This window comes from Stenotrophomonas lactitubi, from assembly GCF_002803515.1.
Classification (GTDB): domain Bacteria; phylum Pseudomonadota; class Gammaproteobacteria; order Xanthomonadales; family Xanthomonadaceae; genus Stenotrophomonas; species Stenotrophomonas lactitubi.
Map to the genome: position 1 here is coordinate 1,819,599 of NZ_PHQX01000001.1, position 22,911 is coordinate 1,842,509.

General features: G+C 59.4%; 26 protein-coding genes and 1 pseudogene. 13 read left to right on the forward strand and 14 right to left on the reverse strand.

Annotated elements, in window-relative coordinates; all coding sequences use genetic code 11:
* Window positions 1-45: 45 nt before the first annotated feature.
* Complete coding sequence (locus CR156_RS08650) at window positions 46-2,322, reverse strand: autotransporter domain-containing protein (protein WP_409349547.1); 2,277 nt, start codon at window positions 2,320-2,322, stop codon at window positions 46-48.
* On the reverse strand, window positions 2,319-3,428 hold the full coding sequence (locus CR156_RS23390) for a S8 family serine peptidase (RefSeq protein WP_409349569.1): 1,110 nt from the start codon (window positions 3,426-3,428) through the stop codon (window positions 2,319-2,321). The genes CR156_RS08650 and CR156_RS23390 overlap by 4 nt, the downstream gene beginning before the upstream one ends.
* Before the next feature lie 678 nt (window positions 3,429-4,106).
* Between CR156_RS23390 and CR156_RS08655 the strand changes: the two genes are divergently transcribed.
* Together CR156_RS08655 and CR156_RS22710 are read left to right on the forward strand one after the other, a co-directional pair.
* Complete coding sequence (locus CR156_RS08655; RefSeq protein WP_207764194.1) at window positions 4,107-4,478, forward strand: DUF3653 domain-containing protein; 372 nt, start codon at window positions 4,107-4,109, stop codon at window positions 4,476-4,478.
* Window positions 4,479-4,545: 67 nt separating this feature from the next.
* On the forward strand, window positions 4,546-4,932 hold the full coding sequence (locus tag CR156_RS22710) for a hypothetical protein (protein WP_133120068.1): 387 nt from the start codon (window positions 4,546-4,548) through the stop codon (window positions 4,930-4,932).
* 87 nt (window positions 4,933-5,019) lie between these two features.
* On the opposite strand, the gene CR156_RS08660 is transcribed toward CR156_RS22710, so the two are convergent.
* From CR156_RS08660 to CR156_RS08695, 8 genes are all read right to left on the reverse strand, one after another.
* Window positions 5,020-5,655 (reverse strand): TraX family protein, encoded by a 636-nt coding sequence (locus tag CR156_RS08660; RefSeq protein WP_100552513.1) that lies wholly within the window; start codon window positions 5,653-5,655, stop codon window positions 5,020-5,022.
* Window positions 5,655-6,905, reverse strand: a complete 1,251-nt coding sequence (locus CR156_RS08665; protein WP_100552514.1) for a zonular occludens toxin domain-containing protein — start codon at window positions 6,903-6,905, stop codon at window positions 5,655-5,657. Before CR156_RS08665 ends, CR156_RS08660 begins: the two co-directional genes overlap by 1 nt.
* A gap of 1 nt (window position 6,906) precedes the next feature.
* The gene (locus CR156_RS08670) at window positions 6,907-7,218 is read right to left on the reverse strand and encodes a DUF2523 family protein (protein WP_100552515.1); all 312 of its coding nucleotides are present in this window, start codon (window positions 7,216-7,218) and stop codon (window positions 6,907-6,909) included.
* The gene (locus tag CR156_RS22715; RefSeq protein ID WP_133120069.1) at window positions 7,218-8,639 is read right to left on the reverse strand and encodes a hypothetical protein; all 1,422 of its coding nucleotides are present in this window, start codon (window positions 8,637-8,639) and stop codon (window positions 7,218-7,220) included. Before CR156_RS22715 ends, CR156_RS08670 begins: the two co-directional genes overlap by 1 nt.
* A 98-nt stretch (window positions 8,640-8,737) precedes the next feature.
* On the reverse strand, window positions 8,738-8,971 hold the full coding sequence (locus CR156_RS08675; RefSeq protein ID WP_243381754.1) for a major capsid protein: 234 nt from the start codon (window positions 8,969-8,971) through the stop codon (window positions 8,738-8,740).
* A gap of 213 nt (window positions 8,972-9,184) precedes the next feature.
* Window positions 9,185-9,463, reverse strand: a complete 279-nt coding sequence (locus CR156_RS08685; RefSeq protein WP_100552517.1) for a single-stranded DNA-binding protein — start codon at window positions 9,461-9,463, stop codon at window positions 9,185-9,187.
* Window positions 9,445-10,500 (reverse strand): replication initiation factor domain-containing protein, encoded by a 1,056-nt coding sequence (locus CR156_RS08690; protein WP_100552518.1) that lies wholly within the window; start codon window positions 10,498-10,500, stop codon window positions 9,445-9,447. Before CR156_RS08690 ends, CR156_RS08685 begins: the two co-directional genes overlap by 19 nt.
* 101 nt (window positions 10,501-10,601) lie before the next feature.
* Window positions 10,602-10,832, reverse strand: coding sequence for a hypothetical protein (locus CR156_RS08695; RefSeq protein ID WP_100552519.1), 231 nt, complete (start codon window positions 10,830-10,832; stop codon window positions 10,602-10,604).
* Window positions 10,833-10,873: 41 nt separating this feature from the next.
* Here CR156_RS08695 and CR156_RS08700 point away from each other — a divergent pair, with 41 nt between their 5' ends.
* Window positions 10,874-11,650 (forward strand): hypothetical protein, encoded by a 777-nt coding sequence (locus CR156_RS08700; RefSeq protein ID WP_100552520.1) that lies wholly within the window; start codon window positions 10,874-10,876, stop codon window positions 11,648-11,650.
* Window positions 11,651-11,797: 147 nt separating this feature from the next.
* A complete protein-coding gene (locus tag CR156_RS08705) occupies window positions 11,798-12,292 on the forward strand; it encodes a DUF3693 domain-containing protein (RefSeq protein WP_100552521.1) in 495 nt (164 codons plus the stop codon).
* Between the two features lie 262 nt (window positions 12,293-12,554).
* On the opposite strand, the gene CR156_RS08715 is transcribed toward CR156_RS08705, so the two are convergent.
* Both CR156_RS08715 and CR156_RS22935 read right to left on the reverse strand, forming a co-directional pair.
* Window positions 12,555-12,893, reverse strand: a complete 339-nt coding sequence (locus CR156_RS08715) for a hypothetical protein (protein WP_100552523.1) — start codon at window positions 12,891-12,893, stop codon at window positions 12,555-12,557.
* 136 nt (window positions 12,894-13,029) lie between these two features.
* On the reverse strand, window positions 13,030-13,170 hold the full coding sequence (locus tag CR156_RS22935) for a hypothetical protein (protein WP_165780979.1): 141 nt from the start codon (window positions 13,168-13,170) through the stop codon (window positions 13,030-13,032).
* Here CR156_RS22935 and CR156_RS22940 point away from each other — a divergent pair.
* Complete coding sequence (locus CR156_RS22940) at window positions 13,169-13,510, forward strand: hypothetical protein (protein ID WP_165780980.1); 342 nt, start codon at window positions 13,169-13,171, stop codon at window positions 13,508-13,510. The genes CR156_RS22935 and CR156_RS22940 overlap by 2 nt on opposite strands.
* Complete coding sequence (locus CR156_RS22945; protein WP_165780955.1) at window positions 13,507-14,247, forward strand: hypothetical protein; 741 nt, start codon at window positions 13,507-13,509, stop codon at window positions 14,245-14,247. Before CR156_RS22940 ends, CR156_RS22945 begins: the two co-directional genes overlap by 4 nt.
* 44 nt (window positions 14,248-14,291) lie before the next feature.
* On the opposite strand, the gene CR156_RS23295 is transcribed toward CR156_RS22945, so the two are convergent.
* Window positions 14,292-14,423 (reverse strand): hypothetical protein, encoded by a 132-nt coding sequence (locus tag CR156_RS23295; protein ID WP_279324074.1) that lies wholly within the window; start codon window positions 14,421-14,423, stop codon window positions 14,292-14,294.
* Window positions 14,424-14,467: 44 nt separating this feature from the next.
* Between CR156_RS23295 and CR156_RS08725 the strand changes: the two genes are divergently transcribed.
* The 5 genes and pseudogenes from CR156_RS08725 to CR156_RS08750 all read left to right on the forward strand — a co-directional run bounded on the left by CR156_RS08725 (window position 14,468) and on the right by CR156_RS08750 (window position 20,474).
* A complete protein-coding gene (locus CR156_RS08725) occupies window positions 14,468-15,139 on the forward strand; it encodes a hypothetical protein (protein WP_100552524.1) in 672 nt (223 codons plus the stop codon).
* Window positions 15,140-15,442: 303 nt separating this feature from the next.
* Window positions 15,443-15,692 (forward strand): annotated as a pseudogene (locus CR156_RS23145) (integrase); the annotation flags it as partial.
* A gap of 393 nt (window positions 15,693-16,085) precedes the next feature.
* A complete protein-coding gene (locus CR156_RS08740; protein ID WP_100552526.1) occupies window positions 16,086-17,930 on the forward strand; it encodes a VPA1262 family N-terminal domain-containing protein in 1,845 nt (614 codons plus the stop codon).
* Window positions 17,923-18,564 (forward strand): hypothetical protein, encoded by a 642-nt coding sequence (locus CR156_RS08745; protein ID WP_100552527.1) that lies wholly within the window; start codon window positions 17,923-17,925, stop codon window positions 18,562-18,564. The genes CR156_RS08740 and CR156_RS08745 overlap by 8 nt, the downstream gene beginning before the upstream one ends.
* 2 nt (window positions 18,565-18,566) lie before the next feature.
* Window positions 18,567-20,474, forward strand: coding sequence for a hypothetical protein (locus tag CR156_RS08750; protein ID WP_100552528.1), 1,908 nt, complete (start codon window positions 18,567-18,569; stop codon window positions 20,472-20,474).
* Window positions 20,475-20,695: 221 nt separating this feature from the next.
* On the opposite strand, the gene CR156_RS08755 is transcribed toward CR156_RS08750, so the two are convergent.
* A complete protein-coding gene (locus CR156_RS08755; RefSeq protein WP_100552529.1) occupies window positions 20,696-21,406 on the reverse strand; it encodes a hypothetical protein in 711 nt (236 codons plus the stop codon).
* 578 nt (window positions 21,407-21,984) lie between these two features.
* Here CR156_RS08755 and CR156_RS08760 point away from each other — a divergent pair.
* Entirely contained in the window at window positions 21,985-22,341 is a 357-nt protein-coding gene (locus tag CR156_RS08760) for a hypothetical protein (protein ID WP_100552530.1), read from the forward strand.
* A 12-nt stretch (window positions 22,342-22,353) separates the two neighbouring features.
* Window positions 22,354-22,857, forward strand: coding sequence for a hypothetical protein (locus CR156_RS23150; protein WP_223880157.1), 504 nt, complete (start codon window positions 22,354-22,356; stop codon window positions 22,855-22,857).
* Window positions 22,858-22,911: the final 54 nt, after the last annotated feature.

Sequence of the window (22,911 nt, forward strand, 5' to 3'; positions counted from 1 at the left end):
GCGGCCGTAAGGCCGCCCCAATGCCGCTCAATGGGCGTGCTGCAATCAGAACCGCACCGACCACCGCGCGTTCGCGCCATGGTCGCGGCTTTCACTGCCGAACTGGCCGCTGTAGCCCAGTTCCAACTGCTGGCGCGGGCTCAGCCATGCCGACACGCCCAGTTCGGCCACCACCGCGTTGTCAGCAATGGGAGCGCCACTGACTGCAAACGCGGTGCCACCGTTGACGAAGGCGAGGTTGGCCACCTGGCTGCGGTCGCCAGATGCTTGGCGGTAGCCCACCGCACCGCGCAGGTGCAGCCAGCTTTCCTGCTGGAACGAGGCCTTCAGTCCCTTGTCGAAACGCAGGCCGGCGGTGGCCACGGTGGTGCCGGTGTCGTCGACCTCGCCCCGCAGCGCCGCCGCACCTCCGTGCTCGTTGACGCGCTTCAGGTCCACTTCCACCCGCGCAACCTGCAGATACGGCTCCAACCCGCCCTCGGGCCCGCCAAAGCGATAACCGGCTTCAAGGAAGGCTTGACGCGTGCGGCCGTCATAGCGCGCGCTCAAGGTGTCGCTGAAGCCAGTGAATGCCACCTCGCGGGTGCTTTCCACTTCGTGCTTGCTCCAGGCCACGCCGCCGCGCAGGCCGAAGCCACCCCAGTTGTGGCTGGCGTAGGCGCCGAAGTGGGTGTTGTCGATCTTCGACTTGGCACGCCGGCCATCCTGCTGCTTCACGTCGGTGCGGCCGGTGCCGGCCAGCAGGCCGACCTGCCATCCATCGAACTCGCGGTCGATGCCGACCAGCAGGCCGTTGCTGTTGGCTTCGGTACGTGCCGTTCCGGCATTGCCATCCAGCTTGCCGTTGCCGCCGATCGCCTGCACCCAGACCCCGGTGGCGTCGTTGCCACCGGCGCCTGGTGCGGCTGCGCCGGCGCGGCGCGACAACGCCGCATCACGCACATAGCGACTGCTTTCGACCAGCGCCAGCGGCGTCGCAGCGTGCAGTTCGCCACTCAGGCCATCCAGTACGGCAGCCACCTGCTGAGGGAACAGCTGGGTCAACGGCTTGGGAAGGCCCTGGTTGATCGCGAGGGTATCGGCAGCAGCGGCCACGGCGCGCTGGTTCGGAGTGCCGGCCGCGGTTGCCAGCAGGGCGCCGCGGGCCACGTCGATGCGCGTGGTATTGGCAGCGTAGGCCACACTGAACTGCAGGAAAGGCGAGAACGCGCTGAAATCGGTCTTCGAGAACTGGCCGCTCACGCCGCCATCGGCGCGCAGCACGTTGAACTGTTCGCCCAGGTAATACACTCCCGGCTCGGGTAGTGCCAGCAAGGTTCCGCCCAGCGTCGCAGTGCCGGTGACGTGCAGCTGGTCGCTGCGGCTGCCCGGTGCGAGCTCGGCCGCATAGGTGCCGGCAGCGCCCTGCACGTAGTTGCCGTTGATGGTCAGCGTGCCGATGGAATTGCCGGGCGCGATGATGCCATCCACGCGGGTGTTGCCGAGCGTGCCGATGCCCTTCAGCAGGCCGTTGGCGTCGACCGTGGTGGTGCCGCCGCTCTGCGTGCCGTTGAAGGAGACTACGCCGCCGTTGACCACCAGGTTGCTGTCCTTCAGTACGCCGCTGGCGCTGATCGTGCTGACACCGCCAGTGGTGTTCAGTGCGGTGGAAACCAGAGTGCCGTTGAGCAGGAGCTGGCCATTCTGCACCTCGACCGCTGAGGTGAGGGTGTTGCTGCCGTTCAACTCCAGCGTGCCCTCGCGCAGCACCGCACCGTTAAAACTGTTGTCGCCGCTCAGGCGCAGCCAACCGATGCCGGACTTGGTCAGCTTGCCGGGGCCTGCGATGTCGTTGGTCCAGTCGTCCCAGGCGTCACCTTCCCAGACTTTCAGGCCGCCGGCCTTCTGGTTCATTGCCACGTCGGTGTCCACGCGCAGCGAGCCATAGCCCTCGATAGCCTTGCGCAGATCGACCATGCCCCAGCCGTAGACATCGTCCACTCCCGGCGCGCCGAGGTCACGCGCCGTTGTCAGCAGGACGTCACGCACCTGCGCATTGTCCAGATAGGGGAAGCGCTCAAACAACAGACCCAATGCGCCGGTGATGTGCGGAGCGGCCATCGAGGTTCCGCTCTTCTTGACGTAGTCGTAGTCCGGCAGCAGGCTCCGCGTGTCAATCGTGACGTTGCCAGCGCTGTCCTTGGAAAGCGTGGCGTCAAGCTTGGTTTTGGAGCCATAGGTTGTGGAAAGAATTGCCGTGCCAGGTGCTGCCAAGCACCAGTTTGCCGCCAGGCCGCAGCGCATGGAGCGATTGCTCAGCTCCAGGGCTTCATTGACGTTCACGAGACAGCCAGCCAGTACGGCTCAACATCCCTCTGGGCGCGTGGCAGCGTGGCGTACATGCCTGCGATCGGCGCCTGTTGTGGAGATGGATTGGGCGCGTCGGTGTTGCCTGCAGCCCATACTTGAATGAGGCCGGTCCTGCGCGAAGCGGTGGCCATCACGGCCAGCCTGTCGGCGAAAACCGTATGCGACAGATAGACGTCCATCTGCTGGGCCGTGCTCGGCTCGGTAGCAAGCCCCCAGCTGTGGTTGATGGCCCGGATCTGCTGTTGTTCGAGCTGTTCGTACAACTGGCTGAAGGCCGCTGTAGGGGCGCTGACGGATTTGGAGTTTCGCTCGAGCGTCATTCGTGGCGAAACACTGAGATGCGCCACACTGTTGGAAAACAGGCGGGCGACACTGAGGTCGGCACCGAAGGCTACGCCGTGCATGCCGGAGCCATCCCGATTGGCAGCGATCGTCCCGGACACATGGGTGCCATGTGTTCCATAGGTGACCCCTTCAAAATAGTTGTTTCGATTGAGCAAAGCGGCGTATCGAGGCTCAAGGGTCTGATAGGTGAGCTGGACCTGATCGCCATCGGTCCTGAAGCAACTGTTGGGGCCTTCGATCACTTCTGCCGGGCACAAGCTGCCATCGGCAAGAACGCCCGCCAGGCGGATGCTCCGATGGTTCTTGCCTGCGAACTCTGGATGTCCAAGGCCGGCGCCATCGTCGAAAACACCCAGCCGGACGCCCTTGGCGGTCAGGCCGCGAGCGTAGGCGAACTCGGCGCCCATGGCAGCCAAACCCCAGTCCGCTTTGAACTCATCGGTGCGCCAGCTTCCTGGATCACCAGCATTGCCAAGAATGGCAGTGCTGGCGACCGCTGCCGGCGCAAGCGTCGCCGAGGCGGGGCCGGCAACGGATGAAACAGTAACGCTGCTGATCGTCGGCTGCGCCCATCCTTCCTGCAGCTGGCGCTGTTGCTGCCAGGCATCCAGTGATTCGGTGGCCATCGCGGGCAGCGCCGTTGCCAGCAGCAGCGAACTGATTACGGCAGTCGCCAAGGGGTTGGCAAAGGGGAGGGCGGCGAACGGTCGTGCAGCAGTCGAGTCATCATGCAGCTTCCTTGATTGGGTGACGGGACGAGGTGAGCGATTTGCGCCGGGCTTGCGGGCCAGGTGCTGTAGAGCGTGCGGAAGCGGGCGCTTGGACGGGGGTTGTGGGCCGCTCCAAGTGGTAACGTCGGCAAGTGCGCATCACCCCCAGTGGCTTGCTGATGCGATGCACGCCAACCTGCTGGTGCCGCTGGCCTGTTGCGTTCGCCGGACCCGTGGCCAGAATCTGGATGCTCGGTTGCAGCCCAGACGCGCAGATTTGATGGACGGGCCGGCGTCAGTTAAGGCTGAGCGGCTGATTGCGGCTCGGCGCGATATCTGGGTGAGAAAGCGTGTGTGAGCTCGGCAGATCTATCGGGAGACGATCGCTGGCTTCAACGGCGCGGGCGTGCTGATGCAGCGCTGGCCGAGGGCTGACCGCGGGGCTGGGGTTGGTGGCGAGCCAGGTAGACGAACTCCGGGCGTCAGCCTGGGAGATCGGCCTGGGAAGTGGTTGCAACTCAGTAGTGGGCCTGGGCAGGAGCAAGTGGCAGCCAAGTCAGCCGGCTTAGAACATAATATACATTATGCGAAATCAAGGATTGCCCGGATCTGCGCCTTCGTCGGCTCCGCATGGCAATGGCTGCGGCTCTGGCTCGGCTCCTGTCATCCTTCGCGGCCACCTGCCAAGGATGAGCTTGCAGCATGATCGAGATCGATCCCCACGACCGTACAGATCTAACCGGCCCTTGGGCCGGTTTCGGCTTTCAGGGCGGCCACATGTTCACCCCCGAAGGCCACCAGCTGGAGCCCGGCGATATGGCCTGGTGGTCGCTGACCTGCAACATCGCCCGGGAATGGCGCCTGATGATGGCCCAGGCGCGTGCCGAGATGGTCCCCCGGTCGGCGCCACCACCAAAGGCTTCTGCCACAACCAAATCCAGCGTCATCTACCTAGCCGAAGCCCTCAGAATTCGCCGAGAACGGCGGTCTGGCGTCGGTGCTCCCGGTCCCGGCGCCGAATCGTCCAATGTGGTCTACATGAGCCGTGGGCCGAGGCCGCGCCAGCGCGTGTGAGGCGCCCCCGTAGGGGCAACGCCCCTACACCCCGGCTAGAATGCGCACAGGACGCCTTGGGGGACGTATGGAACGCGAACGACCTGATTACCTGCCACCGATTCCTGCAAGACGCTGGAGCTTTCCGTGGCTGGGCCTGTGGGCGGTATTCCTGCTGGGAATGGCCGTCGCCGGAATCTGGCTACATGTGAGAACAAACGAAGCCTGGACAACACGCTTCAGCGACAAAAAAGCCCCGATCGCAGCTGCTCTACCAAAAGATGCCGAGCCAGCCATGGCTAAAGCTGCCGAAGAAGAGCGTAGAAACGCATCTGTCGCCGAAATTCGCTTGCGCAGAGCAGCCGCAGAACGTGAGATCCAGCAGCGTCGCGCCGAGATTCGCTGCATCGGCGGCGTCGCGTTCCGGCGAATCCCGGGCGGCTGGGAGAACATCCCGGGCGAGACCTGCCCGTGAGTGCTTAGTTCTTGACGCTCGTCTGCTGACGCGCGAACGCCCTATCCATCCATCGGGCAACCCAGTACTGAATATCGAACAGTCGGCTCATGGGTGAGCTATAAGGGCAATCGCACCCAGCGCGGCGAGGTGGCCCACGTAGTAGCCGTAGAACGCTCGCCCTGCCCTCGCTACGCGCCACTGGCTGTGCGCCAGCAGTGCGGCCACGGGAACAGCCATAACGGCCCAGAGGTTCCCGTTGAAGATGCACAGTGGCACGAAGGCCGCAAGAAGCGCGCCGGGCGACTTCTCACGGTAGCCGAAGTAAGTCAGCAGCACGAACCACACGCCAGACCACTGGTAGTCCACGAATGCTGGTAGCACCAGCGCAGCGACCGCGAATGCCACCAACGCTGTCCATCCGCGCTGATTGACCGCATACAGCGCCGCGGCGGAGAGCGCGAAGGTGAGCAGGATGTTCAGCGGCAGCCAGTAGCCGAAAACCACCGCGTGCACCGGCTGCGCGATGACACCCCACAACGCGAGCCTCCGAACGGACTTGCCCACGTCAGCGCCGGACTGAGCGAGGTTGTACGCCATCACCAGCGCGAACAACGGAAAGGCAACGCGCCCCGCTTCACTGAGTCCAGGCACGTACCCGCCATAGACCACCTTGGCGATGTGATCCCCAGTCATGAGGATGACCGCCAGCCACTTCAACACTTCGCGTGCGCTGCTGGTCATCACAAATCCCTAGTTGTGGGCGGCGTGACGCTGGTGCTGCTGGTGTAAACAGGCGACTCCGGGAACGAGCCAAGCGCGCGCGTCTGACGCTGAATCACGGAGCCGTTGAGGTCGCCGACACCAACCGCCCCCCTGCCCTCGCCCGCAACCTGCGGTTGAAGCTGCTGCTGTGGCTGCTGATCGCTTCTCTGGCGATAAGGGTTGTATACGGGGCCGCGGCGAGCAAGCGTGCGGCACTCAGGTTGGCTAATGTCGTATGCGGTGCCCTGTTCTGTAACGCAAGTACACGAACCCTCTACGTGATTGCCAAGACCATCCAAGCCCGCACCAGAAGACATGCAAACAAGCAACGGATCACTTGCGGTTGGCCGGGCATCAAAGACAGGCGCAGTCCAGGGCATAGTGGCAATACGCGGCAGATGATCCTTGGCGTACTCGCTCGCAGACTTCCAACGCGGCTGCGCCTTTCCAACGGATGCGAAGCCCTGCGGGGCAGCGCCAGCATCCGCTAACGCGGATTGCTTTGCGCTCCCCGCATTGCCATGCGCACTAGGGGCATCATCCAGTCGCGACCATGCAGACCATGCGAGATAGATAGCCAAGACCACAATGACGGGAAGCGCCACCAGTTTGAGAGGAAGCTTCGCCTTGATGGTGTGGACTTCAGCAGACTTGTAGCTGCCGAAACTGGCAGACGGCAGTAGCCGCGTAGTGCGCTGGGCGAGCTCGCGCTTGCCGGACGACTTGATATTTTCCTGCAACTCGCCCCAACGAAACACATCAATGAACTTCGTGCCGAACCGGCGCACAACGTGCGAGTGAGAGCCGATAAGGCCTCGGACGAAGGGGAACAGCTGGTTCGGCTGCTGGAGCGTCCAAACGAAGTCCAATCCGCGATGCCGATGCTCAGCCAGTTCAAGGACGTGCTTTGGCGTGGCCTGTCGAGAAGCATCATGCAAGTGCCCAAACCACTTCCATGACTCGTCGACAAAGATCAACGAGCCATTTGGGATTACATGCGCGGTACAAGGATCATCGGACTCAGTGTCGCTGCATGTGCAAACCTCACCGGGCTTGACAGCATTCCACTCACGGGGGTCCTTCAGCACTGTTGCCAAGCCCGGCTGTAAGCCATCAATGCCGGCAGCAAAGATGGGACGCTGAGCCTCCTTCGATTCCTTGATCAGCCGCTCCATCATCAAAGCGGTTTTGCCGTTACCGGGTTGCCCGGTGAATATCTCAATGGGCACGTCAGACCCTCCGGACCAGCACAGCGCGTGCGGCACTTACACCGAATTTCGTAACTACGGCGGACGCGATCATGGTGCAGGCTTGATCGAACTTCATGATGCCGGCATAGGCCATTAGAACGGACCCCCACTGACCGCCGGGTGTCCCGCCAGCAAGTTGTGCCTGCATGTTGTCAATCCACGGCTGTACGGCGAACTCGTGCGTAGCCCAGGCGATGCCAAGCCACGCCATTGCAGTAACGATCCATGTTCCGATCTGAGAACGGAAAATCGCAGCGAGTCCAGACAGCAACGAGGCGATAAGAAGTGGCATTAGCTGTCCTTGCTAGCAACGATTCGGAGGGAGCCAAGCGCCGCGAGACCCATGACAAAGAATGAGCCAAGAGACAGCCAGCTACAGAGCGGCGCAGCGTCGAACTGGATACTTGCGCCCATAAAATCGACTGCTGGAATGGATGGGCAAGATCCGCCGCCCCAGCCATAGCCCGACGTGTCCGGCTTGGTCGGCTGGCCCGTACCTGCAACCCATGCATCGGAGCCGGGAACGGTACCGGGGTTGACGCTGCCGCCAGTACCGGTAAGCGCGTCACGAATCGCCTTGACGTCGCCGTTGTCACCACCACCGTTGCCATTTGCAGCGGCCAGCTTTTCCAAAGCGCACGCTGAGCGCCACTGCATCAGCAGGCTGGAGTACTCCATCGCGTCGCACTTGTCACCAGTGCAGACAGGAGGCGTACTGCAAAGCCCGCCCGCGATGTTGCGGTTACGGCGCGTATTGCACTCAATGCGCCATTGAATTCGCGCCTGCCCGCACAGAATGGGAGATCCGCTGCAGGAAGGCGGAGAGTTGCAGTCATCGCCTCCAGAGAATGACTCCTTTTCGCCTGGATCATCAGGGTCGCCGTCGCCATCGGCGTCTTTCTTACATGTCCCATCAGGGCCACGAACCTCGCCAGCTGCACACTGTCCGTCGCCGGGAAGACATTTGCCGTCGGGTGATCTGACCTGGCCAGCAGGACACTCGTTGTCCTTCTTCTTGCACGTGCCATCAGGATTCTGTGCCATGCCCTCTGGGCAAGGCTCCGGCTCACACGCGCCGAGAGAGTTTGCCTTAGCACCGTCCTTGCACTTGGACTCCTCGGGCTCGCAGGCCGACATCGCCTGATTCCAGTAGTAGCCGCTGCCAAACTGGGCCTTGCATTCTTGATCGTCGTACTTACTACACGTTCCCGGATCAACGTCATACTTTCCATTGAAGTAACCATCGCCGGTCGAGAACCAAGCCTGTTTGCAGCCGTCGTTGCAAGTGACTGAGCCGTTCTTGGGCTTTCCGCCGTTGAGATAAGGATATGGCCCGTTCCAGTCGGGCCGAGCCTCACAGGTTGATCCGTAGAAGTACGCTACACCGAAGCCGCCAATAGAGCCGCCATCCTGGTTGTAGCAACGTCGCTCAACGCGGTAGTGGCGCGCGGACTCAACATGTATTGGTCCGGAAATAATGTCGCAGCGAACAGCGTTCGGTTGCATCGCCGCAATGTACGCAGCGTCATTGAGCGACTGCGAGAATGCGTGCCCTTGCTCGCAGTTCGCCGCTGGGCGGCAAGGCAGATCCGCCTCTGCTGCCTCGACCGAACGTACCGAGAGCAGGCACATTGCGAAGATCAGCGCAACGAGTGCAAACGAGCGAGCCATCAGTTGAAATCCACAAAGATGATCGCGCAGGCCACTAGCCACGCAACGAGCCAGATCCAGCCTTCCATAACGCGCCCCTACAGAATCGTGGTACCCCAAGAGACCGGTGGGAGGGAGTCGGCCCTGCCCACCGGCGAGAGTTACAGGGCGCGGCGCACCCACTTGTAGACCGCGATGCCGACGAAGATCAGGATCACGGCCTTGCCGATATCACCGACAGCAGTGCCAGCCTGTTCGATAGCGCTGACAACGCCAGCAACGTCCACGCCGCCGGTGCCGCCAGAGGCCATGGCCGGGAGCGCAACCATTGCAGTGGAGCCAACTGCGAGCAGAGCGGCACTCTTGCCCTTGAGGGACTGGATGAACTTCTTCACGTGAATCTCCTAGTGGTGGATTGATTTGCGAACGAGCCGGAGCGCATAAGCCACAGCCCACAGGAGCGCGATCTTTGCTCCTATCAACTGCGCATCCTCAACCGCCAGCTCCGGCAGAAGTGACGGCTGAGGAATCCACACCATTGCCGTGCAGGTTCCCGTTGCGGCGTCAAAGTTCGCCTCCAAGCACGCGGGCATCAACACGGCCATGGCTTACTGCTTTGCCGCCGGTGCTGCGGCCTTGGCTTGCAGCGGGACCAGATCCACGTAGCGCTTCAGGATCAGATCGCCGTACTGGCTCAGCGCGAAGGACTGCGGGTCAATGTCGTACTCGCCCGGCGGGTACGACGGACGCGAGCCGAGACCGACACGGAACGGCAACTCGAAGCCGTTGCCGAAATCGAGGCCGACCATCTGGGAACGGATGATGGAGTTGGTCTTGCTGTTGTGCCGTTCTTCGACGGCAGCGGACTTCACGCGGCAGATAGGCATAGTTCTTCTCTCACGTAGCGATGGAGTGCGTCACCCTTTGCGATACCGCGAAAACGTCCGGGGTGACCATCACGGACGACGCGGGCCAGCAGGAAGTCGGAGAACGAATCACCGAACGCTCCATGCAGAACACCGATGGCCGGGCCGACTTGGCGCTCTAACCACAGCACCATCGCCTCAGCCGAAACTTCAACTTGCTTGCGGATCGTGCGCAGCCGAGTGCACACGCCAGTAATCAGGTTCTGCAGGGCGCTGTACGCGCCGCGCAGGTAAGCGCCGGGGTTGAGCAGCACATCCAGCGGGATTTCCATATGCTTGCCGTAGAGGCGCACCTCGGCGCGCACCCAGCGAGAAGACGGCAGGCCCTCGGCTTTGCCCTTCTCATACACACACAGTTCCTTGTGGCCTTTGCCACCGACATACAGCGTGCAGCCGGTGTTGTGACCTTCATCGGAGATGAAACGATGACGCGGCGGGCAACCGCCTTCGGTAAAGCCGCCCTGTGCGGCGACTTCGCGCAGCGCATGCACGTCCAGGCGCTCGCCTTCGTAGTCGTCGTGCGCGCAATCCACGCGGGTAATCTTGGCGTCGAGCATGGCGCACTGCTTGTAGACGCGCGGCCAGTCACGAATCCACTTGCAGCCCATTCCAGTGAGACTCAGGCACACGGTGTTCTTCTTGCCGCCGATGCCGACGCGGCCAACGACTTCGTTCTCCCGGTCGATAAGGACGGCAGACTGCTCGTAGAAATTCCAGTTGCGATCCCGAATCGCACCGGCAACCACTTCGCCCTGAAAGCCGAACATGCGGAACAGCAACAGATCCAGCTTCTTGCAGTTCACTTCTTCAAGGGCGGAGAGCGGGACCACAATGGTCAGGTAGTCGATAATTGCGTCCTGCTGACCCTTTTGGCCCGTGTTACTCCCCGGGCCAATTCCCGCCGCTGCCGCCCTCCCCTTTTCACCGGGCGAAAGCGGGGAAAAGCCCTCTGCCGCCCCATCAGCGGCCATCCGGAAACGAGCACGATCAACGGTCATTGCGCATCCCCTTGTCGCGCAGCGCGAACAGCAGCGACCAATACAGGCCCGAGAGCAGCACGCCGCCGACCACATAGGCGATCAGCGGATCGCGCAAGAACTCAGTCATGACGGCCACCGTGACGGCGGGACTGGTAGCGGCCTTCATCCCGAGTGGTCCAGCCCGACGCGGCCAGTTCGGCCTGTGCCTGGGCGACAAAGGCGGCTTCATTGGCGCGCTGGATGACGGCGCAGTCGCGCCGGTCGAGCAGCCAGGACACGATGCGAGCGGCACCGACGGAAACGGCAGTGATGGCCGCGAGCAGGGAAAATGCGATCAGGGGCTGGGTCATGCCAAAATCCCCCCATCCTTATGTCGGGACCAGGGGAAGGAATGAGTGCGACAAAGCTTCCGCTGCGCTATCAGACGACTCGAGCAATCTTTGATCGACTGTCCATAGCGCGCATCATATGGCTTGCGATATTGCTCGTGGCCGCGCTGATCATCGCTAAAGGGTGGCTTACACCAAGCGGCCTCGAAATATTCGATGAACCCGGCTCCGCAGCGGACTGGGTGGCGGCGATTGGTACGTGGGTCGTCGGTTTGGCAGCGTTTGTGCTCGCTTCCGGCGATCGTCGGCTTCGATTGCACGAACGCAGAGAGCAAAAGATGCTGAGAATGAAGCTCGAGATATCCCAGCTTCGAGCGGCAATTGCGGCAACGATCTCGGCCCGAAACCGTCTGGACCGTCCGCTTCAGTACTTCAAGGCTCTGGAGGAGCATGGGGCCGCGTTCGAGAATGCTGCGCTCTACGACGTCAGTGTTGCCTTTAATGAAATTATTGATGTCGTGGGGCAGCCTATCTGGAGTGCGGAGGATCGGGCCACAGCCACAGATTCCACAGACCTCGTTATGAGTATCGCCATTCGTATTGCTAACGACTTGGCGGGTCGGATCGCCTACATCAACGACAATTTCATGCAGCACCCCCGCGAGCGAGCGGCAAGTGAGAACGAAGGAGTTATTCGGACCGTCTCCAGAGACGTGCGGATACTGGACGGGACGCTTGGCGATGCCCTTAACGGGCTTGTCGCCACGAACGAAGCGCTTGCTTGGGATCGAGATCGTCTTGCGGCGCAGCTGCGCAAGGAATTTGAAGAGTTGATCTAGGTGCTTCATGGAGGTGGCTCTGCTCCCAAGCGCTACCCCAAGGGAACCCGCCAGCGGCCTTGGGGTGCCGGTGGCGGGTGTCCCGTGTACACGGGACGGGGAGCATGTAACCTGATTGCGGGACAGATTGTCAACTAGGTACGGGACATGAGCATCGTAAGCACCCTCATCGACAAGGCTCGGCAGCGAGCCGGGATCGCATCAGATAGCGCCCTTGCGACGCAATTTGGGGTGCACCGGCAGGCCGTGTCGAAGTGGCGAAACGGCGATGCCTACCCGGATGAAGAGCACATTGCAGAGATGGCAATCATGGCCGGGGATGACCCGGTGCAATGGCTCGTAGCCATCAAGGCGGTGCGCGCCGATGGCAAGGCAGGCAAGGCATGGGCAGCGCTGGCACAGCGTTTAGCAATCACGGCTATGGCGCTGTGCCTGGCAGTTGGGTTCTCCCTGCCCCACAAGGCTCAGGCGGCAATGCCGGCCGGTTTTGATGTGGCACCGTCTATACATTATGCGCAATACTGTATCGGTCTGTTGCAGCCTTCGTCGGCTCCTCTTGGCAATGGCTCCGGCTCTGGCTCGGCTCTTGCCTTCCTGCTCGTTCCCCCGACAAGGACGAGCTCGCAGCATGATCACGATTGATCCGCACGACCGCATAGATCTAACCGGCCCTTGGGCCGGTTTCGGTTTTCAGGGCGGCCACATGTTCACCCCGAAGGGTCACCAGCTGGATCCCTGCGACATGGCCTGGTGGTCGTGGTCGCCCGATCGGTGCGGCCCCGAGAGGCTTATGCATACGCCAGTAATCAGGTTCTGCAGGGCGCTGTACGCGCCGCGCAGGTAGGAGCCGGGGTTGAGTAGCACATCCAACGGGATTTCCATGTGCTTGCTGAACAGGCGCACCTCAGCGCGCACCCAGCGGGATGAAGGCAGGCCGGATGCCGATGCGAGTGATCTTCGCGTCAAGCATGGAAACCTGCTTAAAAATGCGGGCGCGGTCGCGAATCCACTTGCACCCCATGTCGGTGAGGCTGATGCACACGGTGTTCTTCTTGCCACCGATACCAACCCGACCAACGACCTCGTTCTCATGGTCAATCAGCACCGCGGACTGCTCGTCGAAATTCCAGTGCTTCTCACGGATAGCACCGGCAACGACTTCACCCCGAAAGCCGAAAATGCGGAACAACAAGAGGTTGAGCTTCTTGCGGTTGACTTCTTCAAGGGCGGAGAGCGGGACCACAAAGGTCAGGTAGTCGATGATTGCGTCTTCCTGACCCTTTTGGCCCGTGTTACTCCCGGGCCAATCCCCGCCGCCGCCCGCTGCCTCTTTTCACCGGGCGAAAGCGGGGAATAGCCCCCTGCCCCGCCCTCGACAGTCATGCGGAAGCGAGCGCGATCAGCGGCCATTGCGTCTCCCCTTTGTTGCGCATGGCCAACACCAGCGACCAATACAGGCCTGTGAGCAGCATGCCGCCGACCACACAGGCCACCAGCGGATCGAGCAAGAACTCAGCCATGGACAGCCTCCTGCTGCTCAGCGAAGCGGGCAACGGAAAGCAGGTCGCCGCGCTTCGATGCAGCAATCTCGGCCTGATACGGCGATTCGTCATGCGGGGTCCAGCCGGTCGCGGCCAGTTCGGCGCGTGCCTGGGCGACGAGGGCCGCTTCCTTGGTGCACTGGGCGGCGGCATGATCAAGCCGATCCAGTACCACGACACGCCGATCCAGTACCACGAAACGATGCGAGCGCAGCCGATGGAGAAGCCCACGACGGCACCCAGCAGTGCGAAGGCAAGAAGGGGCTCGGTCATGCCAGAATCCCCCCACGCACAGAATCGCCGCAGGGGGGCGCAATGAGGACTTCTTCCAGAATTGAAATTTCGATATGGGCGCTGACGTGCGCTATCGCTCTGTCGTTTTGCGCTGGCGCAGTCACAACGTGGCTGCTGTTTGAGCTTGAGTGGTCTTACGGCCTTGGGGGCGGTGAAGGAAGCGACGGAGCCGATTGGTGGGCCGCAATCTCTGGGATCTTTGCTGCGCTAGGCACATGGATAATTGGTGCGGGAGCATGGAGATATGCCGGTGAGGCGCACAAGCTCCGCATGTTCGAAGTGAGGACCGAGAGGCTTGTAGGTATTGACGCGAAGTTGTTCGCTCTCAATGACCTGATCGTCAAGTTTGACATCACGAAGTACTGTATGACTCTCTTCGACGAGGACTCGCTTGACGATGGAAAATTCTATAGCGCAAACGGCTTGGCCCGCTCGATAAACGTGGGGCTTAAGCAGATAAAGCGGATGGATTGGATGGATCGCGGAGGAATCGTTCTCGATACCGACGTCATCGATGCTATGAATGCCTTCAGCATCTCGATAGAGGATTTTGAGTCGGCTTGCGCCAGCGCGACCAATGCGCTGGCGACCTCCGAAGAGGATTTTGTCGATGCAGAGAAGCCATTCCTTGTGGAGCTTCTCAGGGTGGCGTCGACGATCAAGGTTGAAGCCGATGGGATTCTTGAGCTCCTCAACGTCGAGGATGAGCGATTGGAAGGGGATCGCAAGAGAATTCGTAGTGACCGCTTTTTCGATGAATAGCTGAACATTGGTGGTCGCGGCGATCTCAGCCTGTGCGATTGCAATCAGCTCGGCCTCGCGGGACCGCTGCGAGGCGGTGTAATCTCGCCGGTCGAGCGGCCAACGAGCTTTGCGCCTCCGATGTAAACGATCAGGATGGCGGCCAGCAGAACCAAGATCAGAAGGGGCTGGTTCATGCCAGAATCCAACCATTCACCAGCGCGCCACAGGGGGGGGGGGCATGAAGACCAAAACGTTCGAGCTGTCCTTGATTGGTGTTGTGATTGCCACAACGATTGTCTTCTTCGCTGGGGCTGCTGCAGTCTGGTTGATGTTTGGTGCGGCTTGGACTTATGGCCTTGACTTCGGTACCGGAACCCGGGCCGATTGGATGGCTGGAGTCGGGACTTGGGCGATCGGAGCAGGTGCGATCTACTATGCGCATCAAACTCAGCTGCAGCGCGAGGAAGAGGGGCGGCGGGCGCGCGATCGTGATCGCGACGCGCGCGCCCGTCGCCTTGACTACATGATCTCCAAGGCCAGTCTTGCCAAGCGCCAGATCAAGGGGTTTCGAGCGCTTCCCGAAGGTCTTCCGGAGGGCGGTAACACTCTTGAGACCCTTGCCCCGAAGTTCCGTGAGACCAAAATCGCGGCGCTCGAGGCCGCAATGAATCTGGTGGTTTGGGCCGCTGAGGACGTCGCGACACTGCGCGCCGCTGACCAGGCCCGATTGGAGAATGTTCTCATCGCTATGATTGAGGTCAGGCAGTTCATGGCGTGGTGCCGGCTTGAGGAGTTCAAAGGAAAGGTCTTCTTCATGGCCGTGGAGGAAGCTTTGGAAAAGCTGACCCGTGAAGCAACCGAGCTGGAGGTTTGCTTGCTCGCGGAGGCGGATCGGGTCATGCTCGAATGAGCTTGAGTTGCTCAAGTTTCGCTGCTGCGCTTGGTGCCCATAGGTGCAGTTGATGTTCGACTGGTTTGCTGCGCGCTTGGTGAGCTGCAGATCAACAAGCGCGATGGCGATAAGTGCATCCATGTGCCTACCCCTGCCCAAGCTCCTATCCCAAGGGAGCCCGTCAGCGGCCTTAGGGTGCTGGTGGCGGGTGCGAACTGGAAATTCGGCTATTCGCTGCCGGACACGGCGATGTGCGCAACTTTGGCCAGGTTAACCGGACTACCGCTGGCCCGCGTCCTGGGGATCGTCTGACGTAAACACCTGGCCCAACAGGCTGCCGATGCGGTCCGCGAGCTGCTCGCCGAAGCGGCGGCCGAGAACACTACTCGCAGCCACAGCGGCGCCCTACGCTACTGGGCCGACTGGGATGCGGCGCGCTACGGCATCGAGGCTGCAGTTCGTGGTCGACCATGTCCAGCGCCGGTCGGCTGAGGGCGAATTGGCCTGGGAATTACCGTCGGTCGTAGATCAGGCATTGGTGGTGGCCGGCCTGAAAGTCAAACTTGGACCCTAGTCTGGAAGCAGCGAATCGGCCCCGCCCTCTCCCGTAAAGAATAGTTTCTTTTCCTTCGATAGAGAGCGTGTGCTGAAGGGCCTGAACCTAAAGGTCCCGTCTAGGATTTGGTTCTGTATTGACGTTAGCAGGGTCGTCCACTCAGCTTGACTCTTAGGGAGTGCTCCATCATCTGTTTTGTACTTGAACTGTGCCCCGCGCCTTCTCATCCGGTTGAGCGCCGCAACCGTGAAATCCTGGGGAATCATCTCCTTCGACCCCCTGCTTACGCTCCCCAGTCTGCGCAGCCTACAACCTAATCGGATTGGAAGTTGTACGCAGTTGTTGAAGGGGCAGTGCCCAGGCCACTATCCTAGCTCTGATAGGCATCCTGCCGATACCGAGCCCTACATGGAAAGTGAAAGCAGTAACCCATACAGCAAATTACTTGAGGGCTTCGAACATGCCGTCGTGCATGTCGCGGTGGTTGTACCGCCATCTTCGAAGCTTCCTACATCGGACGCTCCACGTACATCTGAAAAACCTCCTCTGCGTTTACTGTTCGCATCGGTCTGGTTCCTGGCGTCAGGAAGACAGGTCCCATCGAGACCTCCCAAGCCCTACTTCAAAAAATTCAAGGAAGAAGGCGCTATTGCGGTCGACCGTATCGTCATGACCGCGGAAGAGGCCGTCCGATGGTACCGAAGCGCATCGGAAGAACTTCATACACCTAGGCCGGTAAATGGGTTCCGGGAGGGCTCCGACGACGTACCCCTCTCCGCTGGCAGACTAAGCGACTTCCCAAGCTGGCCTGTACTGGGCGTGCCAATGGAAAGTGACGACATCACACTTAAATCTGAACGTTCTTCCATTCCGTTCCGTAACCTCGGCATCACGAGGTACTCGCGTCGAATTTCGGACAGCCAAGAATGGCCGAGCTTCCTTGGCCAAGAGGGACAAAGCAAACACTGCCAAGAAGCTTTCCAATTTCTAGAGCACCACATGCATGTCAATTTTAAGGAGTACCCTGAATATCTGGGTGGGATGGCGCTCGCCGTGCCTGACTGCGATGTGCTTTCAGTCCGACAATTCGTTGATCCTAAAGAGGGCAGCTCAGAATCGTTGTACTTCCATTTGAAGCCCCATCCAGGCCGGAAGCTTCAAGGTCTAAGCTTGACCTCAATGGAAGGCCAGGAAGGCGTACTCACCTCCTTCGATACAGTTCCGGTACCGGAGGATGGGTTGGTTGAGATTAAAAGACCATACTCTATCCACGTCTCAGGGCTAGTTCTGACGCACAAGGATCGTGGGGTGTTGATGCAAACGCCCATGCGGCAGTTCATGCGCCAAATGAACATGACGACAGAGTTGGTCGAACGACGCGTCAAGGTTCAAGCCCCTGAAACTGATAAAAAGAAGAGTCCTGTCAATGAATACTTTGCCGAAAAGAAAACGTTGGCATCCTCTCAAACATTTGGTGCGGCACCGAACACAACCGACGCCTTTCAGCGTTTGCTGGTCGCAAAAAGTGAACGATTGCTCAATCACAGCGCCCAGCTATATGATCAAACTTGGTTTACGACTGACCAGCGCAAAGAAGCACTCGAGCACGTCAGGGAAAAGCTCAAACACGCTCGCTCCACTATTTTCATCGCAGACCCCTACTTCGGCGCAAATCAAATCCCCCAATACCTGCTTGCCATAGAGCGAGACGAGATAAAGATACAAATCTTGACCTCAAGTAACGCCTTCAAGAAGATCAAGGAAGCAGATGGCGGTACTGAGGCCGGGGCTAGTGAGGGCTCCCTGGCCACTCACCAGGCATTGCTCCAAAACTTGAATGTATTCCAAGCCAATCACAAAAATAGTATTGAAGTCAAAGTAGCGAATACAGAAAGCAGTCTGTTCCATGATCGATTCCTCGCCGTCGATGGTCGCGTGTGGATGCTCGGCAGCTCACTGAACTCTATCGGCATACGGCCAACGCTTATCATGCGCATACCGCATGGTGAAAAAATCCTCAACCACCTTATGGGCCTCTACAAAAACGCCGCTCCTCTGGAGGATTTCAAAGTTCCGCGGGAAGCGCCCAAAAAGCCATGTGTGCACTGCGGGCGTGACATGGTAGGCACGAAAGAAGTGCAGTCACCAAAAACGGAGGGAGGGGGGCAGGAGCAGGGCCTGCCGAACGGACAAGGGATACAGGGCGCGGAGGTGCAAGACGCACCGGACGCACAGGCCGTTAATAATGGCTAAATTCTCGTCCCAGATTAGCGTCAGTACGACCGTGCAGGCGGTGGAGACAAACTTTACTCCGCAGTTACTCATACCTTGCGAGGCGCCCTACCGGGATGAATCACGCCACCATTTTCCCTGCATTAATGCCATCAAGGCTCGTCGTGCAATTGCGGATGTGCGGTTAGTCGAAGAATTTGAAAAAGCGATTAGTACTGCACAAAATGTATGGATAATTGACAAGCATTTATTCTCTGCGGATGGCCCAAAACCAGATCATCGCCGAAGAATTAAAAAAGTCGTGGACTGGTTTTACACAGATAATATTCAAAATGTAAAAATACTAACTGGCTATCATGATTCAAGGAAGGAAATCGAGAAGGATTTCGAGGACTTAAGGCAGCTCGTAACAGAAGACCGAGCCAAGCTCGCCCCGCCCATCACAATAGCACTCTCATTTGCCCTCAGAGACGCCGATTGCATTCACGATCGCTTTGCTATCGTTGATGACGAATTATGGCATTTTGGCGCAACCGTAGGCGGCTTTCACCGGGACGTAAATGCTGTGAGTAGAGGCTGGAATGCTCAGACTCATGGCGCAGTGCAGTTCTTTGATACAGCTTGGAAGATGGCCAGCGACAACGGGAAAAGATAGTCATGAACAAAGAATGGCAGTTGCCGCCCGCTTACGAGTCGGACTTGCACAAATCGTACACAATCGCCGAGTCGGTGATTGGAGACTTCGCAGAAGGTCGATTCGCACCTCCCGACATATTGTTCACGTCTGTTACAGAGTACTTCTGCGCCCAGGACGATTCCAGGAATGCTCTTAAGAGGTTTACCACCCAACTTGGCGGTTACAGCGAGGACTTCGATGCGTCAGACGATCCGAGAATTCAGGCGGCCTTGGTGATCGGAATTGTAACGGCCTGGGCCTCTTCAGAAACCGAAAGCCGGTACATCGCCTTCAGGGCTCTCGTCCGAAACTCATTGTGGGTTGAGCATTTGTGGACTGAGGTGGCGCTGGTTGTAGCTCTGAAAAATGATCTATTCAAAGACGCACTCTTAAATTTAGCTGAACAACATTTCGTTGATGCTGAAAAAAAACTACTTCAGGAAGATGGGGTTGACCCATCCCATCCAATCACCCTCGATGAAATTTGGTACGGACACACTAGGGAAGGTCGGATCGATGAATCCAGTTGGCCGTGGATCGAATTGCTAGCAAAGCTTGATCCCGGCAAACTCTTTAAATGGATGAATTCCACACAAAGCCTTCTTTTGATCAATCGAGTACTCGACAGTCCGGAGTTTTACCGTAACTACGATCTGTGGGAGCATTTCACACTCGGGTCTCCACCAAGCTTCCAAAGCGATGGCTCGTGGAATGGCGCCCTATTGCTTCCAAGCTTGCTCAGGCACGGGAGTACGAAAATCATCCACATAGCCAATGGCCGAGAATACCATCCGTCCGTGCTAGAGCCGCACGTCAGGTCGCTGCTCGCCTGTTTCGTAGCTACTGTCGCTAAAAGATCCGATTTCGAGGGCCTGTTCAAGCGTTGGGGCACTTGGCTCACTCGCCAGCACCTTAATTTCCCTGATAACAACTCGGATAAAATACGACCTCTGAGCAGCCAAGATATATTATGGGAATTAGCCGATAAGCTCCCACTTCCTTGCACCCCAACCGTTTGCGACCAATTGAGTTTTTCTTGGGAGCCATGGGTTTACCAATCCATGCTAGCACTTCTACATTCGAACGCCCCCAACAAGTTTCCGACACCGGACATCAGCGCCTTCATCAAAGAATGGAGCCTGACACCCACTGAGTGGAACTCCTCCAAAGGCAAGTCGCTTCGAAGCCATGTTAGTGAATATCATGCCACTCAGCCCAACAGCTATGCTTGCCGGGTGCTTGGGTATTCCGTCGCGTTGAGCGATGACTTCACCACTCACTGGCTGCGCATGTGGAACTCTAGCGTTGCGCTGAGAGAAATTCTCGAATTCCGTCCCATTTATAAGATTTCCACAGAATGGCAACCTTCGGATGCCTCAGGACTGATGCGCACGTTGGTTGACATAGGTCTGGGGATTCTGGACTGTACTACCAACGCACAGGAGACTCTCAATACCGAAGTACTTAAGCAATCCGCCGCGCTATTTCAAGCGCTGTGGGAGGCTACCACTGAGATGTTGAGCATTGACTTCTATGGTGACGACTTCTGGCCAATCATGCAGCAACACCTAGTCATTCGCAGGCTGCGGTGGACAGTCGAAGCAGAGAACGCGAATAATGAAAATTACAGCAAATGGCTAGATCAGGCCGCCACCCCGACATCACGGGAAACATTGGCCTTAGTCTCCAGCAATCCATGTTCATTCATAAGCTTGCTACCCCTGCTTGTGCAAAACAAAATTCCTAAGCAAGCCTTGAAGGAGCTGGTCAACCAGGTCGAAATTGACTTAGCTTCTCTCGCATCGAGTGCAGCCAGATACCAGAGTGGGCCTGAGAGGAAATTCAAGATATATCCTCATCACGTCCACTTGGTCGAAGAGTTGGCTTAGACCTGCAAATGATATGGGGTGAGTCGCCCCCTATTTCTCTAGGCGCTTTCAAGCTTCGAGGAAGAACTGCTCAGCCTGTCCGCGTTTGGCCTTAGCTGCCCTACATGAAGGGCAGCTAAGGCCGGCAGCTGGCTTTCCCTACCCCGATAAAAATCCCTTATCGCCGCTCCCCGAAGAAAGAGCGCCTCAGCCCGCGCTCTGATGCTTGCCGAAACCCAGCCCTACTGGCCAGCCGAAGTTGGCATCACACCCTTTCGCACAATCTCCAACCTCCCAACATCGCCAACAGGCACAAGCACAGCAGCCTTCCGCGCCGGGTCCCACATCGCATAGGAATCACCAAGTCGACCAATCAGGCTCAGGCCGTCCTGCACCTTTCCGTCAACAGTCACAGCCGTCACGTGCTTGCCGCCCCCAGAGGAAACCGTCGCGGCACGCCCGGAACCAAGCATGCTTGACACTATCGAGACGTAGACCAGCATCACCAAGGCGTAGATCAGCCAAGGGGAATCTTTCACCGCAGCGGGCACCACCGGCGAAAGTTGCACGATCAGCGCACAGATGATCGTCAGAAGAAGCCCTATCAGAAGAGGCCACGTGTTCGACCACCAAAGCAGCAGCCCTAGGCCAGTGAAGAAAAGCATCGGAAACAGCCATGCGAACAGCTTGCTCTTGGAGCTGCCGCTCGTCACCTTTATCTCCACCCAGCCGCCAAACAGCGAGGCCACCAGCATGAGAAACAACACCATGCCGATGCCTGCCAGGCCGGCTAGGGCCAGCTCGCTCACGGCGACAAACTGAAAGGGATCAAGGCCAAAGTGGCCCCAGTACGCCTTCAGATAGAGCGCGCCTTGAATCAAGCCAAACGTGACGACGGCCGAACCCCAGCCAGCCACATCGGCCATCGTTAGTTTTTTTTGCGTACTTTCCATGTACTACCCCTTTCAAGCGCCCCTGACGCATCCCGGATAGTGCCATGGCGTGGAGCGCGGCGTCAGCCACGCAGTGCAATCGGATTGCAGCGGACCAGGGCGGACCTGAAGGGTGCGTTGAGGGTTCGACCCGCCCATCCCTTTGTCGCATCCGCCCCGCTCGCAATCCCGCCGGGCGGATGCCGACAGTCCGCAGGCAGGCACAGCCGACATCGCCGATAGCATTGCAGCGCAAGGCTCCAGCGTCGCTGCGTCGTATGCAACGATTCTGAAAATGTTGAAAGTGGTGTCGGCTTCAGCCCTACTGCATTGGCATCGCGCACAACCGGGCGTATTCCTTGCTGTGCCACCTTGAACAGGTGGCCGGGCTTCGAAACCCCGGTTCTACGCTGAAGTAAACGCTTGCCAGCCGGCATCACCCATCAGGTGGTGCCGGCTGGCAATCCGTCGGCCGGCTATGGCGGGCGGTGCGTGGAGGCCTTGTGCCTGCCGGTTCCAGCGTAGACCGGGTTTCGAACCACGCACCGTCCGCCACCTTTATCGGTGGCGGCTTCTGCCTGCACGCAAGGAGCCCAGCCATGACCACGCCCTACTCCCCTGCCCCACAGCCCATCCATGAGGCGCCCTCCCCCGGGCCCGCCGTGGACCCCAACACCCTCATCGCGCTGCTGCACAGCATCGGCTCGGGCGTTGCCGCCAACGGCCAGCCCTGGCCAGAGCGCCATCAGCTACGTGGCCGGCAGATGGCCCTGGCGGATACCGATTGCTCACTGACAGGCCTGCGCGTGGTGCTGGAAGTGCTGCTGGCCGCAGAACGCACCCGCCAGAACGGCGAGCCGGAACAGTACGTTGGCGACCGGGTGATGGAAGGGCTGATCATGGCCGGCATGGGGCTCGTAGCCCACGCAAGCGAGCGGCTGCAGCCGGCAGACTGAAGGATTGCCCTGGTGAAGTGCACGGTGGTTGCGCGCACTCCGCTGATGAAGGTGCACCACGCAGTGATGTGGGTGCTTTTCCTGGCGCTGGTCGTTGCAGCACGGATTCATTGGCCAGAGCCTGAAGAGCCAGAGATCCTCGCGTACCGGGGCGTATCCGATGAGACGTTCTGGACGCTGCGCCGCCACGCAGTCCGCTTCGCAGAGGCGCGGGCGCGGGAAGGCTTCGAGTTCACAGATGGGTCGAACGCAGCGTCTTCCTTCCAGATCCAGTGCAGGGGTGTACCCGTCCTGTACGTGGAGAGGGAGCAGTCCCTTCTATTGATCAGCCTGCCACTTGGGGCCGGGCGACGGGCGCCTGCCATCTTCTTCCTGCAGGCCACGCTGGCGTGGCCACTGCAGCCATTGAGCTATCTGGATCAGGTCCTCGAGGGTGTGCAGGAGCCAACGTTGCAGGATCGATTGCTGCTGATGGTTGCTGGCGATGTGCCAGAGGATGAGCGCTGTGGCAGGTAAGAGCAGTCGAGCCGGTGCCGAAGGACTTGGGTCTAATCGTCGATGACCATGTGC

Excerpts from the sequence above, each read along its gene's own strand:
- CR156_RS08685 (WP_100552517.1), bottom strand. The coding sequence starts at position 9,463 with ATGCCTATCTGCCGCGTGAAGTCCGCTGCCGTCGAAGAACGGCACAAC.
- CR156_RS08755 (WP_100552529.1), bottom strand. The coding sequence starts at position 21,406 with ATGGAAAGTACGCAAAAAAAACTAACGATGGCCGATGTGGCTGGCTGG.
- CR156_RS08690 (WP_100552518.1), bottom strand. The coding sequence starts at position 10,500 with ATGACCGTTGATCGTGCTCGTTTCCGGATGGCCGCTGATGGGGCGGCA.
- CR156_RS08660 (WP_100552513.1), bottom strand. The coding sequence starts at position 5,655 with ATGACCAGCAGCGCACGCGAAGTGTTGAAGTGGCTGGCGGTCATCCTC.
- CR156_RS22710 (WP_133120068.1), top strand. The coding sequence starts at position 4,546 with ATGGAACGCGAACGACCTGATTACCTGCCACCGATTCCTGCAAGACGC.
- CR156_RS08745 (WP_100552527.1), top strand. The coding sequence starts at position 17,923 with ATGGCTAAATTCTCGTCCCAGATTAGCGTCAGTACGACCGTGCAGGCG.
- CR156_RS22940 (WP_165780980.1), top strand. The coding sequence starts at position 13,169 with ATGGACAGCCTCCTGCTGCTCAGCGAAGCGGGCAACGGAAAGCAGGTC.
- CR156_RS22935 (WP_165780979.1), bottom strand. The coding sequence starts at position 13,170 with ATGGCTGAGTTCTTGCTCGATCCGCTGGTGGCCTGTGTGGTCGGCGGC.
- CR156_RS08740 (WP_100552526.1), top strand. The coding sequence starts at position 16,086 with ATGGAAAGTGAAAGCAGTAACCCATACAGCAAATTACTTGAGGGCTTC.
- CR156_RS08705 (WP_100552521.1), top strand. The coding sequence starts at position 11,798 with ATGAGCATCGTAAGCACCCTCATCGACAAGGCTCGGCAGCGAGCCGGG.
- CR156_RS22945 (WP_165780955.1), top strand. The coding sequence starts at position 13,507 with ATGAGGACTTCTTCCAGAATTGAAATTTCGATATGGGCGCTGACGTGC.
- CR156_RS08695 (WP_100552519.1), bottom strand. The coding sequence starts at position 10,832 with ATGACCCAGCCCCTGATCGCATTTTCCCTGCTCGCGGCCATCACTGCC.
- CR156_RS08655 (WP_207764194.1), top strand. The coding sequence starts at position 4,107 with ATGATCGAGATCGATCCCCACGACCGTACAGATCTAACCGGCCCTTGG.
- CR156_RS08725 (WP_100552524.1), top strand. The coding sequence starts at position 14,468 with ATGAAGACCAAAACGTTCGAGCTGTCCTTGATTGGTGTTGTGATTGCC.
- CR156_RS08670 (WP_100552515.1), bottom strand. The coding sequence starts at position 7,218 with ATGCCACTTCTTATCGCCTCGTTGCTGTCTGGACTCGCTGCGATTTTC.
- CR156_RS08750 (WP_100552528.1), top strand. The coding sequence starts at position 18,567 with ATGAACAAAGAATGGCAGTTGCCGCCCGCTTACGAGTCGGACTTGCAC.
- CR156_RS23295 (WP_279324074.1), bottom strand. The coding sequence starts at position 14,423 with ATGAACCAGCCCCTTCTGATCTTGGTTCTGCTGGCCGCCATCCTGATC.
- CR156_RS08700 (WP_100552520.1), top strand. The coding sequence starts at position 10,874 with ATGAGTGCGACAAAGCTTCCGCTGCGCTATCAGACGACTCGAGCAATC.
- CR156_RS08760 (WP_100552530.1), top strand. The coding sequence starts at position 21,985 with ATGACCACGCCCTACTCCCCTGCCCCACAGCCCATCCATGAGGCGCCC.